The 13,444-nt window shown below is 69.4% G+C and carries 14 protein-coding genes; 7 read left to right on the forward strand and 7 right to left on the reverse strand.

Annotated features, from left to right (window positions below; translation table 11 throughout):
* From ABZ345_RS13725 to ABZ345_RS13735, 3 genes are all read right to left on the reverse strand, one after another.
* Positions 1-891, reverse strand: a complete 891-nt coding sequence (locus tag ABZ345_RS13725; protein ID WP_359847008.1) for a phytoene/squalene synthase family protein — start codon at positions 889-891, stop codon at positions 1-3.
* Complete coding sequence (gene mptB, locus ABZ345_RS13730; RefSeq protein ID WP_359847011.1) at positions 888-2,402, reverse strand: polyprenol phosphomannose-dependent alpha 1,6 mannosyltransferase MptB; 1,515 nt, start codon at positions 2,400-2,402, stop codon at positions 888-890. The genes ABZ345_RS13725 and mptB overlap by 4 nt, the downstream gene beginning before the upstream one ends.
* A 105-nt stretch (positions 2,403-2,507) precedes the next feature.
* On the reverse strand, positions 2,508-3,524 hold the full coding sequence (locus ABZ345_RS13735; RefSeq protein WP_359847516.1) for a polyprenyl synthetase family protein: 1,017 nt from the start codon (positions 3,522-3,524) through the stop codon (positions 2,508-2,510).
* Positions 3,525-3,701: 177 nt separating this feature from the next.
* On the opposite strand from ABZ345_RS13735, the gene metF reads away from it, so the two are divergent.
* A complete protein-coding gene (metF, locus tag ABZ345_RS13740; protein ID WP_359847014.1) occupies positions 3,702-4,583 on the forward strand; it encodes a methylenetetrahydrofolate reductase [NAD(P)H] in 882 nt (293 codons plus the stop codon).
* On the opposite strand, the gene ABZ345_RS13745 is transcribed toward metF, so the two are convergent.
* On the reverse strand, positions 4,580-5,233 hold the full coding sequence (locus ABZ345_RS13745) for a DUF3153 domain-containing protein (protein ID WP_359847016.1): 654 nt from the start codon (positions 5,231-5,233) through the stop codon (positions 4,580-4,582). The genes metF and ABZ345_RS13745 overlap by 4 nt on opposite strands.
* Positions 5,234-5,339: 106 nt before the next feature.
* Here ABZ345_RS13745 and ABZ345_RS13750 point away from each other — a divergent pair, with 106 nt between their 5' ends.
* Positions 5,340-6,992, forward strand: coding sequence for a DUF885 domain-containing protein (locus ABZ345_RS13750; protein ID WP_359847019.1), 1,653 nt, complete (start codon positions 5,340-5,342; stop codon positions 6,990-6,992).
* 197 nt (positions 6,993-7,189) lie between these two features.
* On the opposite strand, the gene ABZ345_RS13755 is transcribed toward ABZ345_RS13750, so the two are convergent.
* On the reverse strand, positions 7,190-7,684 hold the full coding sequence (locus ABZ345_RS13755; protein ID WP_359847022.1) for a VOC family protein: 495 nt from the start codon (positions 7,682-7,684) through the stop codon (positions 7,190-7,192).
* Between the two features lie 24 nt (positions 7,685-7,708).
* Between ABZ345_RS13755 and ABZ345_RS13760 the strand changes: the two genes are divergently transcribed.
* Positions 7,709-9,280, forward strand: coding sequence for an alkaline phosphatase D family protein (locus ABZ345_RS13760; protein WP_359847025.1), 1,572 nt, complete (start codon positions 7,709-7,711; stop codon positions 9,278-9,280).
* On the opposite strand, the gene ABZ345_RS13765 is transcribed toward ABZ345_RS13760, so the two are convergent.
* Both ABZ345_RS13765 and ABZ345_RS13770 read right to left on the reverse strand, forming a co-directional pair.
* Positions 9,257-10,003, reverse strand: a complete 747-nt coding sequence (locus ABZ345_RS13765) for a maleylpyruvate isomerase N-terminal domain-containing protein (RefSeq protein WP_359847028.1) — start codon at positions 10,001-10,003, stop codon at positions 9,257-9,259. The genes ABZ345_RS13760 and ABZ345_RS13765 overlap by 24 nt on opposite strands.
* On the reverse strand, positions 10,000-10,419 hold the full coding sequence (locus ABZ345_RS13770) for an SAV_6107 family HEPN domain-containing protein (RefSeq protein WP_359847031.1): 420 nt from the start codon (positions 10,417-10,419) through the stop codon (positions 10,000-10,002). The genes ABZ345_RS13765 and ABZ345_RS13770 overlap by 4 nt, the downstream gene beginning before the upstream one ends.
* 203 nt (positions 10,420-10,622) lie before the next feature.
* Between ABZ345_RS13770 and ABZ345_RS13775 the strand changes: the two genes are divergently transcribed.
* The 4 genes from ABZ345_RS13775 (at position 10,623) to ABZ345_RS13790 (ending at position 13,391) form a co-directional block, all read left to right on the forward strand.
* On the forward strand, positions 10,623-11,111 hold the full coding sequence (locus tag ABZ345_RS13775; RefSeq protein ID WP_359847034.1) for a YbaK/EbsC family protein: 489 nt from the start codon (positions 10,623-10,625) through the stop codon (positions 11,109-11,111).
* Entirely contained in the window at positions 11,108-11,671 is a 564-nt protein-coding gene (locus ABZ345_RS13780) for a GNAT family N-acetyltransferase (protein WP_359847037.1), read from the forward strand. Before ABZ345_RS13775 ends, ABZ345_RS13780 begins: the two co-directional genes overlap by 4 nt.
* A 101-nt stretch (positions 11,672-11,772) precedes the next feature.
* The gene (locus ABZ345_RS13785) at positions 11,773-12,408 is read left to right on the forward strand and encodes a GntR family transcriptional regulator (protein WP_359847040.1); all 636 of its coding nucleotides are present in this window, start codon (positions 11,773-11,775) and stop codon (positions 12,406-12,408) included.
* Entirely contained in the window at positions 12,405-13,391 is a 987-nt protein-coding gene (locus ABZ345_RS13790; RefSeq protein WP_359847043.1) for a 1-aminocyclopropane-1-carboxylate deaminase, read from the forward strand. Before ABZ345_RS13785 ends, ABZ345_RS13790 begins: the two co-directional genes overlap by 4 nt.
* The last annotated feature ends 53 nt before the right edge of the window (positions 13,392-13,444 follow it).

Raw genomic sequence — 13,444 nt, forward strand, 5'->3', positions numbered from 1 at the left:
TCATCTGACCATCGCGCGTGCGAGCAGTGCCCGGCCCGCGCCGGGCACTGCCACCGCGAGACGACGCGTGTTCGGCACGGCGACCCGCTTCCAGAGCACCTCGCAGGTCACCAGTTCCAAGATGTCGCGATACAACGTGTACGCGGTCCGCATACAAGGCCGCGACGACGGCGACAGCATCGCGATACCCGGCGCGGCCGACTGATATATCGCATACGAGTAGGCGACGAGGTCGTCGAGCGCCCGTTGCACCCGAACGTTTGCGCGACGATGACGACGACACCATTGCAAAAGGTCGCGGTCGACGCCGTGCGCGCCGAGGACGTCCTGAGGCAGGTACACGCGGCCGCGGTCGAGGTCCTCGCCGACGTCGCGCAGGAAGTTCGTCAGCTGGAACGCCACCCCGAGCCGTGCCGCGTACGGTGCGGCGTCCGCGCGGGGGACGACGGTGCCGAGCACCGGCAGCATCTGCAGCCCGATGACCTCCGCCGAGCCGTGCATGTACACGCCGAGCGCGTCGAGGTCGGCGTACTCGGTGACGGTGAGGTCCATCCGCATCGACGCGAGGAAGTCCGTGAAGAGCGACCTGTCGATGTCGTAGCGGCGCATCGTGTCCGCGAGCGCCACCAGGACCGGGTTCGACGGTTCCCCGCTTGTGATGTCACTGTCCAGGAGGCGCTCAAGCCGGTCGAGCTCGCCTTCCCGGTCGTCGACTCCGGCCGCGTCGACGATCTCGTCGGCCCACCGCGCGAACGCGTACAGCGCGTGCACCGCCGGCCGCTGCTCGGGCCGCAGCAGCGTCGTGGCCAGGAAGAACGTCTTGCCGTAGCGAGCGTTGATCCGGCGACACGCGGCATACGCGGACGCCATATCCAATGTATTGGTGCTCATTCGTAGCGCGTGGACAGGCCGAACGGGTCCGGCTTCACCAGCGACCGCGCCGCGAGCCCGGACACCACCAGCGCGAAGAACAGGTAACCCCACGAGTACAGCGCGGTGTCGCCGTTCGGGAACGTCACCAGCAGGAGGAACACCGACGCGAGCGACACCGTCACCAACGCGCCCGTGCTCCACGCGAACCCGGCGGCGAGCGCCAGCGGCCAGCTGAAGTACCACGGCAGCGTCGCGGGGGAGAGCAGCGCGACGGCCAGCATCGTCAGCATGCCGCGCCTGATGCTGTCGCGGACGTCGCCGTCGCGCGCCGCCCACCACTGGGTGTATGCGATCCAGATCAGCACGATCGAGCCGAGCGCACGCGCGACGCCGATGAAGATGCCGCCGTCGACGTAGACGAACCAGTTCACGACCATGCGCACGAAGTCGCCGACCGCGCTCGGGATCGACAGCCAGTTGATGATCATCGACGAGCTGCGCAGCGCGGGGATCCAGCCGAGGCTCACCCCGGCGATCAGCGTGCAGACGACGAACGTCGCGAGAAACGCCGCCAGGCCGGGCACCAGCGCCTTGCGGAACTGGGCGCGCTTGTCGCCGTCGAGGCGGGCGGCCCAGATCCAGACGAGGAACGGCACGATCACGATCGCCGTCGCCTTCACCGAGAACGCGAGAGCGAGCAGCACGAAGCCGAGCACGTGACGGCGGTCGAGCACCAGCAGCACGCCCGCGGCCATCAGCCCGATCATCAGCAGGTCGTTGTGCGCGCCACCGACCAGGTGGATCAGCAGCAACGGGTTCGCCGCCACCAGCCACAGCGCGATCGCCGACTTGCCGCCCAGGTGACGACTCAGGCCCGGCAACGCCCAGCACAGCAGCACGAGGCCGCCGGCGAGCGAGAAGCGCATGGCGACGACGCCGAGGATCACGCTGGCGTCGGTGATCCACACGATCGCCTTGGCGACGAGGATGAACAGCGGCCCGTACGGCGCCGGTGTGTGCTGCCACACCCAGCTGACGTTCTCGCTGAGCGTGCTCTGCAGCACGGCGGGCCCGACCACGTACGGGTCGTAGCCGCTCAGCGCGAGCTGGCCCTGCGCCAGGTAGCTGTAGATGTCCTTGCTGAACAGCGGCGGCGCGAACAGCAGCGGCAACGTCCAGACCGTCACCGCGACCAGCACCGCGAAGTCGCCGATCTCACCCCACCGCACGAGCCGGCCGAGCCGGATCCACGCCCAGATGACGAGGCCGAGGCCCAGGTACAGCACCATGCTCGCGAGGTCGCGGCCGTGGCCGTAGCGCAGCCAGCTCAGCCCGACCTGGGCGAGCAGGGGGTCGCGCTCGAGGATCGCGCCCGCCCCCATGCCGCCGAGACCGATCAGAGCCACGCCCAGCAGGCCGAGCATGGTCGTGCGGATGGGGATGGCGTACGTGTTCGCGCGCACGACTGGTGAGGGCTCCAGCGGAGACACCTCGGAGCTCGTGCGGGGGAGGGACGGAGTTGCTGCCATCGCGCGAACATCGTTGCACAACGCGCGGAAGCGTCAGCAAGCAACAGCCCAGACTGGTCACGAGGAGTTAATCAAGTCACCGCGCGCGTGACGTCGTGATCGACTTCAGAAGGTCCGTTTCGTGGAGCTGATCGCGAGGTCGGCGAGCTTGGTCGCGGCGGGCTCGGCCACCGGAGCCGCGTCGAGGGCGGCCAGCGCGCTTTTCGTCAGCTCCTCGATGCGCTCCTCGACGGCGTCGACGGCGCCGACCTTCACGAGCGCGCGCCGGACCTCTTCGACGGTGTCGAGGTCGAGGTCGGGCTTGCCCAGAGCGATATCCAATATATCGGCGCCGAACTGCATGCCCAGCGCCACGAGCAGCGTGCGCTTGCCCTCGGCGAGGTCGTCGCCGGCGGGTTTGCCGGTCACCTCCGGGTCGCCGAACACGCCGAGCAGGTCGTCGCGCAGCTGGAACGCGACGCCGATGTCGGCACCGAACGCCCGCAGCCCGTCGATCAGCTCCGGCGAGCCGCCCGCCATCGCCGCGCCCATGTGCAACGGCCGTTCGACGGTGTACGCGGCGGTCTTGAGCCGGTCGATCCGCAGCGCCGCGTCCGGGGACGAGTCACCCCGCGCCTGCGTCAGCACGTCGAGGTACTGGCCCGCGAGCATCTCCGTGCGCATGTCCCGCCACGGCTCGCTCATCCGGCGCAGCACCTCGGACGGCAGCCCGGCGGCGAAGAGCATGTCGTCCGCCCACGCCAGCGCGATGTCGCCGATCAGGACCGCCGCCGACATGCCGAACCGCTCCGACGACCCGAGCCAGGCCTGCTCGCGGTGGCGCGCGCCGAACGCGATGTGCACGGTCGGCTTGCCCCGGCGCACCGAGGAGGCGTCCATCAGGTCGTCGTGGATCAGCGCGCACGCCTGGATTAGCTCCAGCGAGCTGACCGCCGTGAGCACCTCGTCGGCGAGCTCGCCGTCCGGGTCACCACCCGCCGCGCGCCACCCCCACCACGCGTACGTCGGACGGATGCGCTTGCCGCCGCCCAGCACGAAATCCGAGAGCGCGTCCACCGCGCTCGCGAAGCTCGGGTCCATCGCCTCTCCGGACGCGCGCCGGGAGGCCAGGTACGTGGTCAACGCTTCTTCGACGTGCGTGGGCAGTGCGACGTCGATGGGGTGGTGGGACACACGTCCATGGTCCGCTGTGTCCGGGACCACCCGCATGCCGGGGCCTGAGTTCAACCTCGGCGGAGCCCGCGTACCACATCGTGAGCTGAAGTCTCACCTAGCGGAAATACCACTACTGTTGTGGGCATGACGTCGGTGGTGGAGCGGCTGCAGGGGCAGTCGCCGAAGTTCTCGGTCGAGTTCCTCCCACCGCGGGACGCCGAGGACGAGAAGATCCTCTGGAAGGCCGTCCGCGAACTGGAGGGCCTCGACCCGGCGTTCGTGTCGATCACCTACGGCGCCGGCGGGTCGCGACGGGACCGCACGATCCGCGCCACCGGCCGCATCGCGCAGGAGACGACGCTGCTGCCGGTCGCGCACCTGACCGCCGTCGACCACTCGGTGGCCGAGCTGCGCAACGTGATCGGCTGGTACGCGGCGATCGGCGTGCGCAACATCCTGGCGTTGCGCGGCGACCCTCCCAACGACCCGATGGGCGACTGGGTAGCGCATCCCGAGGGCCTGAACTACGCCGACGAGCTCGTGTCGCTCGTCCGCGAGCTCGGTGACTTCTGCGTCGGCGTGGCGGCGTTCCCGTACGGGCACCCACGTTCGGGCGACCTCGACACCGACCTGAAGTTCCTGCTGCGCAAGCTCAACGCCGGTGCGGACTACGCGGTGGCGCAGCTGTTCCACGAGCCCGAGCCGTTCCTGCGGATGCGCGACAGGGTGGCGGCCGCGGGCTGCTCGGCGGCGATCCTGCCCGGGATCATGCCGATGCTGTCGGCGCGAGGCCTGTCCAAGATCGTGGAGCTGTCGGGCGCGGACCTGCCGGTGGAGATCTCGCGCAGGCTCGAGCCCTACGCCGACGACGCCGCGGGATTCCGCGCCACGGGCATCGACATCGCGACCGAGATGTGCCAGCGGCTGCTCGACGAGGGCGTTCCCGCGCTGCACTTCTACACGATGAACCGGGCGAAGGCGACGCGGGAAGTGCTGGGGCGCTTGGGTTTGGTGACTCGCGCCTAGACCGTCACGTTGCGCTTGTGCGCGATGAGAGCGAGCACGACGACGATCAGCGCGGCACCACCGGTGAGCCCGGCGACGAGCAACGCCCACCCGAGGAACGAGTCGGACTCCTCGCCCGCGTACTGCACGGTGGCCTGGAGCATCGACGCCTGACCGGGTTTCGGAGACCACGCGATCGTGTTGTTCTCCTCCTCGCGGCCGTTGGTGTTCACGATCTTGCCGGGGAAGCTGACCTTGAACTGGATGTCCGCGCGTTCCACGGGGACCTGGGTGAGGTCGACCGAGCCCGAGAGCGTGACAAGATCACCCGACCGGCGGAAGTTCATGCTGTAGCGGCTGTTCGACGAGCTGGTCGACATGGAGAGCGTGCGCATCTCGTCGAACGACAGCCCGTTGAAGAACAGCTGCGTGCCCGCGTACGACTCCACCCGGTACGGCTTGGTGGTGACGCGGCTCGCGAGCTCCGGCGGCACCTTCAGCTGGGGGCCGGGATCGTTGTCCTGCGTGGGCGGCGTGGCCGCGACGATCTCCCCCGAGATGCGGTCGTCGTCCGAGACGGCCATGGCCGCGTACACGCGAACGCAACCGCTCAACGAGAACAGGGTGAGCAGCAGGAAAACCGGCACCAGAAGTGCCCGGGGTCGACGCACGGCGGACATCCTGCCAGTCCCCTCCAAACGACGCAGGCCCTCCTTTGGTCGTGAGCTTGACTAACTACCTTTTGGTGTCGAGAACCGCGAGGTAGCGTCTCGCGCCATGGCATCCGTCCACGACATCAGCAACAAGTACGTCAGCGACTACGCGGCGCTCGATCCCATCACCGCCACTCACCTGGGCTTCGCCGGATCCGAAGACCAGCTGACGGACTTCTCGCCGGAAGGGATCGCGGCACGCGACGACCTCGCCGTCCGCGCTCTCGCCGACATCGCGGCCCAGGAGCCCTCGGATGCCGCGGAAGACGCGGCGCGCGCCGTCTTCCTGGAGCGGGTGGGCCTGGAGCACGAGCTTTACGAGGCCGGTGAGGCCGAGTCGTCGTTGAACGTGATCGCGAGCCCGATCCAGTCGGTGCGCGACATCTTCGACCAGATGCCGACCGACACGCCGGACGACTGGGCCACGATCGGGCGTCGTCTTTCCGCCGTGCCCGCCGCTCTCGGGGGGCTCCGCGCTTCTCTCTCGCACGCCGCTTCCCGTGGTCACGTTTCCGCGCTGCGCCAGGTGACCAGGGTCGCCGAGCAGTGCGACGTCTGGGCCTCGACGTTCTTCACCTCTTTTGTCGCGTCGTCCGGTGCCGAGGGCGCGCTGCGTTCGTCGTTGGACGCCGGTGCCGCCGCCGCTTCCTCCGCCTATGGCGAGTTCGCCTCGTTCCTGCGCACGTCGCTGGCTCCCCAGGCGCCCACGAAGGACGCCGTCGGTGAGGAGCGGTACCGCCGCGGTTCGCGCTACTTCACCGGGTCGCGGCTCGACCTGGCCGAGGCCTACGCGTGGGGCTGGGAGGAGTTCCTCGGCATCGAGGCCGAGATGAAGAAGGTCGCCTCCCGCCTCAAGCCGGGCGCGTCCCTCGCCGAGACCGCCGCCTACCTCGACGAGCACCCGCGCTACCAGGTGCACGGCCAGGACGGCTTGCAGGCGTGGATGCAGGAACTGTCCGACAAGGCTCTGCTCGACCTGCGCGACGTGCACTTCGACCTGCCGGACGCGCTGATGAACCTCGAGTGCAAGATCGCGCCGCCCGGCGGTGGTGTCGGCGCCTACTACACGCCGCCGACCGCCGACTTCTCCCGCCCCGGCCGCATGTGGTGGTCGATCGCCGAGGGCAAGACGGTGTTCCCGACGTGGCGCGAGACGTCGACCGTCTACCACGAGGGCGTGCCGGGCCATCACCTCCAGTGCGCGACGGCGGTATATCAGTCGCAGACGCTCAACGACTTCCAGCGCCTGATGTGCTGGGTCTCGGGCCACGGCGAGGGCTGGGCTTTGTATGCAGAACGCCTCATGCGCGAACTCGGCTACCTCGACGACGACGGCGACCTGCTCGGCATGCTCGACGCGCACCTGTTCCGCGCGGCCCGCGTGATCATCGACATCGGCATGCACCTGGAGCTCGAGATCCCGGCCGGCACCGGCTTCCACCCCGGCGAGCGCTGGACACCCGAACTCGGTCTCGAGTTCATGCTGACCCGGACGCTGCAAGAGCCCGCGGCCGCCCGCGACGAGCTCGACCGCTACCTCGGCTGGCCGGGCCAGGCCCCCGCCTACAAACTCGGCGAACGCCTCTGGCTCGCCGCCCGCGACGACGCGCGTGCCCGCAAGGGCGCCGACTTCGACCTCAAGCGCTTCCACAAGGAGGCCCTCGAGATGGGCTCGATGGGCCTCGACACCTTGCGTGAACGGTTGGCCGCTCTCTGATCCTGCTCTGGCGCAACCCCCTCTGACCTGCGCAAATCCACCCTTATGCAAAAAACGTTTGCGGACGTCCGCAAACGTTTTTTGCACAACTGATATATGGGATATTGGATGTCGGGCCGCGAGCAGGGCGAAGGAGCCGGCGCGCGGGGGTCACCCGGCGGCGGTTGCGGCTGTGTTCGGAGGCCGGTCGACCGGCATCAGTTCGGGTCGGCCCACCGCACGCGGACGCGGTTCGTGATCGGCTCGGGGTCGTCGGTCCGCACGTACTCCAGCCACGGTCCGGGCTCCGGCCGCACCGACGCCCACCCGTCTCCGCTGCGCACCACCGGATGCCCGGTCGCCTGAGCCGATGCCAGCGGATCCGGCGAGTCGACGACGACGGCCGCGATCACCCCGGTGTACTCGGGCCGCGGCTCCAGGACGCAGAACTCGTTGCCCTGCGGATCGCGCAGCACCACCCACGGCACGTCACGCTGCCCGATGTCGGCGTGCTCGGCGCCGAGTTTCAGGGCCCGCGCCACGATGTCCGCCTGGTGCTCGGGAGACGACGAGGCCAGGTCGAGGTGCACCCGGTTCTTCTCGATCTTCGGGGCGTCGCTCCACACGAACGTCAGCTCGATCTCGTCACCGGCGAACTCGGACCAGAACGCGGCCAGAGCGGGGGGATCGGCTGCGTCGAACGTGATTTCCACTCGTGCGAGGGTACTGTCTCGCGGGTGGCGAAGCTGGTGCTCGGACCGCTCCTCCGGCATGTGAACGAGACGTCCGCGACCGTGTGGGTCGAGACGGACGCGTCCTGCGACGTCACGATCGCCGGGCACACCGCCAGGACGTTCCAGGCAGGCGGCCAGCACTTCGCCCTTGTCCGACTGGAGAACCTGGGGCCGCGCACCGAGTACGACGTCAAGCTGAACCGGGAAACGGTCTGGCCGGAACCTGACAGCAGGTTCCCGAAGCCGGTCATCCGCACGGGCGAGGTCACCAGGATCGCCTTCGGGTCGTGCCGCGCCGCACCGAGCCAGCCGGTCGGTCCCGACGCCCTCGACGCCTTCGCGCAACGGCTCATGACCACCCCGGAACAGGAGTGGCCGCAGGCGCTGATCCTGTTGGGAGACCAGGTCTACGCCGACGAACCCACCGAGGCGACCAAGCAGTGGCTGCGAGAACACCGCCACGGCACGGAGGAACCCGACGGCGAGGTCGTGCACTTCCGCGAGTACGCCCACCTCTACCACGAGACCTGGGGCGACCCGGAGATCCGCTGGCTGCTGTCGGTGGTGCCGTCCTCGATGATCTTCGACGACCACGACGTGCGCGACGACTGGAACACGTCCGCGGTGTGGCGCAAGGAAATGGCTGGCAAGCCCTGGTGGCGCGACAGGATCCGCGGCGCACTCTCCTCGTACTGGGTGTACCAGCACCTCGGCAACCTCGGCCCGGACGAGCTCGCCAGGGATCCCTTGTACGCCAAGGTGAGAGCCCAGGGCACGGACGTGCTGCCGTTGCTGGAGGAGTTCGCGGAACAGGCGGACAAGGAGTCGAACGGCCGCAAGTCCACGTGGTGGAGCTTCCGCCGCGACTTCGGTCGCACCAGGCTGCTGATGGTCGACACGCGCTGCGGCCGCATCCTCGAGGACCACAAGCGGCAGATGGTCAGCGATGAAGAGTTCGAGTGGCTCGAACGCAACACCGGGCACGACAACGACTACGACCACCTGCTCATCGGCTCGTCGCTGCCGTGGCTGATGCCGCACGCGCTCAGCCACTTCCAGTCCCTCAACGAGATCGGCGCGCGCAAGAAGGGCTGGCAGGGCAGGGCCGCGGAGAAGATCCGGCAGGCGGCCGACCTCGAGCACTGGCCGGCGTTCCGCGAGTCGTTCGACCGGCTCACCCGCATGATCGAGAAGGCCGCGAACAACGGCACCGCAACGGTTTCCGTGCTCTCCGGCGACGTCCACCACAGCTACGTCGCCGAAGCCGACTTCCCCGTGCCCACCAAGGCCATGGTCACGCAGCTCGTGTGCTCGCCGGTGCACAACGAGCCGCCGGACGTGTTCCTGCCGATCTTCCGGTTGTCGTGGTCCCGCGCCGCCGCGAAGGTGTTCCGCGGGCTCGCGACCCTCGCGGGCGTGCCGAAGGACCTGGTGCGCTGGCGCAAGACGAGCGGCCCGCACTTCGGGAACTCCGTGGCACTGCTGGAGCTCGACGGCCGCTGCGCCCGTTACCGCCTGCTGGCCGCAACGGGCGCGGAGACCGCGAACGTGCTACTTGGTCGCGAGCCGCAGTAGCGCCCACAGCTGCGCGATCGCGTCGTGGTCGCCGATCACCTCGACCATGCGGTCCGGCAGCCGTCCCCACAGCCAGCGGTACATCGTCATCGGGCTCGCCGACACCTGCGCGTCGGCGACGTGCGCGTCCTCCGGGGCGATCACGCGCCACGCCGACGCGCCGTGCGGGCCACAGCGCGTGAGCCACACGTCGTCCTCGACCTGGATGGCGACCAGCCCGTCGCGCGACCCCCGCACCCCGAGCACGTCCAGCTTGTGCCCCAGCCACAACGTGAGCACCTCGTCGACGCCGTCGGTCGCGACCTCGTCGGAGACCGGGCCCACCTCCATGCCCGCGGCGCCCTGGATGTCCATGCGGTGCAACGTTGTCTCGTGCGCGAGCCGCCGCCGCCAGAACCCGTAGTTCTGCTGCACCGGCCACCACGTCGCGCACGGCTCGTCCTCCTCGTGCGCCTCCAGTTCCGCCAGCACGGCCGCCGCGCCCGACCGCATGAACTCCAGCGGGTCCTCGCCCTCCTCCGGGAACTCCCGCCACTCTCCGGCTTCAGGCTCGCGGCCGAGCCTGATCCACTCCAGCGCGGTCCGGTAACCGCTGCCGACGTGCCGGACGGTCTCCCCGAGATTGAGCCCAGGACACGCGGGCACGCCCTTGTGCGGTGGCTGGCCGATCGCGGACATGGCGAGCAGTTCGGCCTCGCGCCGCAGCACTTCCAGAGCGTTCACCGCCGCGCCTCGTTCACCACGCGGCCGACGAGAGTCACGAACTGACCGGTCTGGCGCACCAGGTCGTCGGCGGTGCGCGCGTTGACGTTGCGGGTGATGCCCGCGAGCACGGCGGCCCGCGTCGACGACCACGAAGCGAAGAACGTGGCCCACTCACTCATTTCCGGAGCGAACGCGGCGAGCAGCACCCACGCGCTGGTCGGCCGCGAACGCCCGCGGTGGGGTCGTCCGCGTAACGCGAGCACCGCGGCGGCGGCACGCAACGCGGCGAGATAGGCGGTGGCGAACCGCTCCGAAGGCTCCGGCGTGCGTTCGGACTCGGCGAGCGAGTCGCGAGCCTGCCGCAGCAACGCGAGCGCGGACGCGGGTGGCAACGGGATGGGGAAGGCTGCCGGATTCGAAATCTCAGCTGTCATCTCGGCCTCCTCGTGGCGTCGGTGAACGACGTCACCGCCGAGGGGAAGCCGGCGGCTCTCGGAGGTGGGGTGCTTCCCCCACCCCACCTCCGAGGCATGGTGCGACTCGAACACATGTTCGAGTCCCGCCCAGCGTAGCTCCCGGCCGATGGATTCCTCAACCCGGCCCACCACGTAGGGGCCAGTCGTGGTCTGATGGTGATGTGAGTGCGCTCGAACACCCCGGAATCCGCAAGGTCGCGGAAGCCCTGCCAGCCGCCACCGCTGAACGCATCGTCGTGCTGCCGGACGCCGTGCGGACAGCGGCAGCCGCGGCGGCCGCGGTGGGCGTGCAGGTCGGCGCGATCGCGAACAGCCTGCTGTTCGCCGTGGTGCGCGACGGCGTGGCGTCTCCGCTGCTGGTGCTGACGTCGGGCGCGCACCGTGCGGACACGTCGATGATCGCCGAACTGGTGGGTGCGGACGCGGTCAAGCGCGCCGACCCGGAGTTCGTGCGTGAGCACACGGGTCAGGTGATCGGCGGTGTCTCGCCGGTCGGGCATCCCGGGCCGATCGAGACCGTGGTGGACAGAGCCCTGTCCGGCTACGAGGAGATCTGGGCGGCCGCGGGCCATCCGCACGCCGTGTACCCCACGACCTTCAAGGATCTGGTGGCGCTGACGGGTGGACGTGTGGCGGTGGTGTCGGTATGACGGCTTCGCCGCGCCTGGAGCGCATCGTCGAGATGTCCGCCTCCGAGCTGAACGTCCGTCTCGGCGAAGCGCTCTCGCTGTACGTGACCGCGATGAACTACCCGCCCGGCACCGTCGAGCAGCGTGCCCCGATGTGGCTCGCGCACATGATGCGCGAGGACTGGCGCTGCGTCGTCGCGCTGGGGGAGCGCGACGAGCTCGTCGGCATCGGCTACGGCTATCGCGGCGCCGCCGGGCAGTGGTGGCACGAACAGGTGCGGCGCGGGCTCATGGCCGTCACGTCGCCCGCCGTCGTCGACGACTGGCTCACCGACTACTTCGAGCTGACCGAACTCCACGTGCTGCCCCGCGCGCAGGGCCGCGGGCTCGGCGAGGACCTGTTGCGCCGCCTCATGGAGGGCGTCGGCCCGTCTCGTGTGCTGCTGTCCACGCCCGAAGGGCCGAGCAAGGCGTGGAAGCTCTACCGCCGCGTCGGCTTCGTGGACGTGCTGCGGCACTACCAGTTCACCGGCGACCCGCGTCCGTTCGCGGTGCTCGGCCGCGAGCTTCCTCTCGCCTGACCACCCCGAGATCGCGACCCCGAGCTGCTCGCAGCTCGGGGTTTTTGCTGTTCAGGGCCCGATGGTTGCGATCACCACGACCCGCCCCTACGCTCACTGATATGCAATATATTGGATATGGGTCGCTGAAGGAGCGAGCGGCCGCCGAGATCAGGTCGGCGATCGTGCGCGGTGACCTGGAACCGGGCACGGCCATCAAGGACGTCGAACTGGCCGAGAAGCTCGGTCTCTCCCGCACGCCGGTGCGCGAGGCGCTCGCCACGCTGACAGACGAGGGCCTCGTCGAGACCAAGGCGCACGCGTACACCCGCGTCACCGCGCTGGAAGCGGAGCCGGTGCTCGACGCTCTCGTCGTCGTGCAGTCGATGCACTCCCTCGCCATGGGCCTGGTCGTCCGGCGGAAGTCGCTGACGCCCGACGACATCGCCGCGATGCGCGCCGCCAACAAGGCCTTCAAGAAGGCGCTCGACGCCAACGACGTCGTCGCCGCGCTGGCTGCCGACGACGAGTTCCACGCCGTGGCCGTCCGCTGCTGCGACAACTTCGCGATCGCCGCGACCATCGACCGCTACACGCCACTGATCCGGCGGGCCGAGCACAGCCGCTTCTCCTCGCCCGGCGCCCGCCACTCGGTCACCCAGCACCAGCAGATCATCGAGGCCTGCGAGCAGGGTGACTCCGTGCTGGCCGCAAGCCTGGTCGACCAGAACTGGAGCACGTTGCAGGAGGAACTGTGAACAGATTCCCGCTTCTCTTCGGTCCCTCACCGGTCCACCGCCTGGACCGACTGTCCACGCACCTCGGCGGCGCCTCGGTCTGGGCGAAGCGCGAGGACTGCAACTCCGGCCTCGCCTACGGCGGCAACAAGACCCGCAAGCTCGAGTACCTCGTCGCCGACGCGCTGGCCACCGGCTGCGACACGCTCGTGTCGATCGGCGGCATCCAGTCCAACCACACCCGCCAGGTAGCGGCGGCCGCTGCACGCGCGGGCCTGAAAGCCGTTCTGGTGCAGGAAAGCTGGGTCGACTGGGCCGACGTCGGCAGTGACCGGGTGGGCAACATCCTGCTCAGCCGCATGATGGGAGCCGACGTTCGCCTGGTGGACGCCGAGTTCGGCATCGGCGTCAAACCCGCCTGGGAACAGGCGATCGAAGAGGTCCGCGCGTCCGGCGGCAAGCCCTACGCGATCCCGGCCGGCGCCTCCGACCACCCGCTGGGCGGCATGGGCTTCGCGAACTGGGCGGACGAGGTCCGCCAGCAGGAAGACCAGCTCGGCGTCTTCTTCGACACCATCATCGTCTGCTCGGTCACCGGCAGCACCCAGGCGGGCATGGTCGCCGGTTTCGCGGGCGACACCAACCGCCGAGTGCTCGGCATCGACGCCTCGGCCAAGCCCGCGGAGACCCGCGACCAGATCACCCGCATCGCCCACGACACCGCCAAGCTCCGCGAGGTCACGGTGTCCGACGAGGACATCCTCCTCGACGACCGCTTCCACGCCGGCACCTACGGCATCGCCGACGAGTCCACTGTGGACGCCATGCGGCTGGGCGCGAGCCTCGAAGGCATGATCACCGACCCGGTCTACGAGGGGAAGTCGCTGGCGGGCCTCATCCACCTGGTGTCGTCGGGCGAGATCGACCGCGGCTCCACGGTTCTCTACGCGCACCTCGGCGGGCAGCCTGCTCTGAACGCGTACAGCTCGCTCTTCCCGGTCTAGCCCTCGTCCCGCCGAGTGTCACCTGGACGGGTGAATCTCGTCCCGATCGCCCC

The organism is Lentzea sp. NPDC005914 (genome assembly GCF_040629405.1).
In the GTDB taxonomy this organism is placed as follows: domain Bacteria; phylum Actinomycetota; class Actinomycetes; order Mycobacteriales; family Pseudonocardiaceae; genus Lentzea.

What these genes read in the sequence shown, in the direction of transcription:
- ABZ345_RS13785 (WP_359847040.1), top strand. Translation starts at nt 11,773, where the DNA reads ATGCAATATATTGGATATGGGTCGCTGAAGGAGCGAGCGGCCGCCGAG.
- ABZ345_RS13780 (WP_359847037.1), top strand. Translation starts at nt 11,108, where the DNA reads ATGACGGCTTCGCCGCGCCTGGAGCGCATCGTCGAGATGTCCGCCTCC.
- ABZ345_RS13750 (WP_359847019.1), top strand. Translation starts at nt 5,340, where the DNA reads ATGGCATCCGTCCACGACATCAGCAACAAGTACGTCAGCGACTACGCG.
- mptB (WP_359847011.1), bottom strand. Translation starts at nt 2,402, where the DNA reads ATGGCAGCAACTCCGTCCCTCCCCCGCACGAGCTCCGAGGTGTCTCCG.
- metF (WP_359847014.1), top strand. Translation starts at nt 3,702, where the DNA reads ATGACGTCGGTGGTGGAGCGGCTGCAGGGGCAGTCGCCGAAGTTCTCG.
- ABZ345_RS13725 (WP_359847008.1), bottom strand. Translation starts at nt 891, where the DNA reads ATGAGCACCAATACATTGGATATGGCGTCCGCGTATGCCGCGTGTCGC.
- ABZ345_RS13770 (WP_359847031.1), bottom strand. Translation starts at nt 10,419, where the DNA reads ATGACAGCTGAGATTTCGAATCCGGCAGCCTTCCCCATCCCGTTGCCA.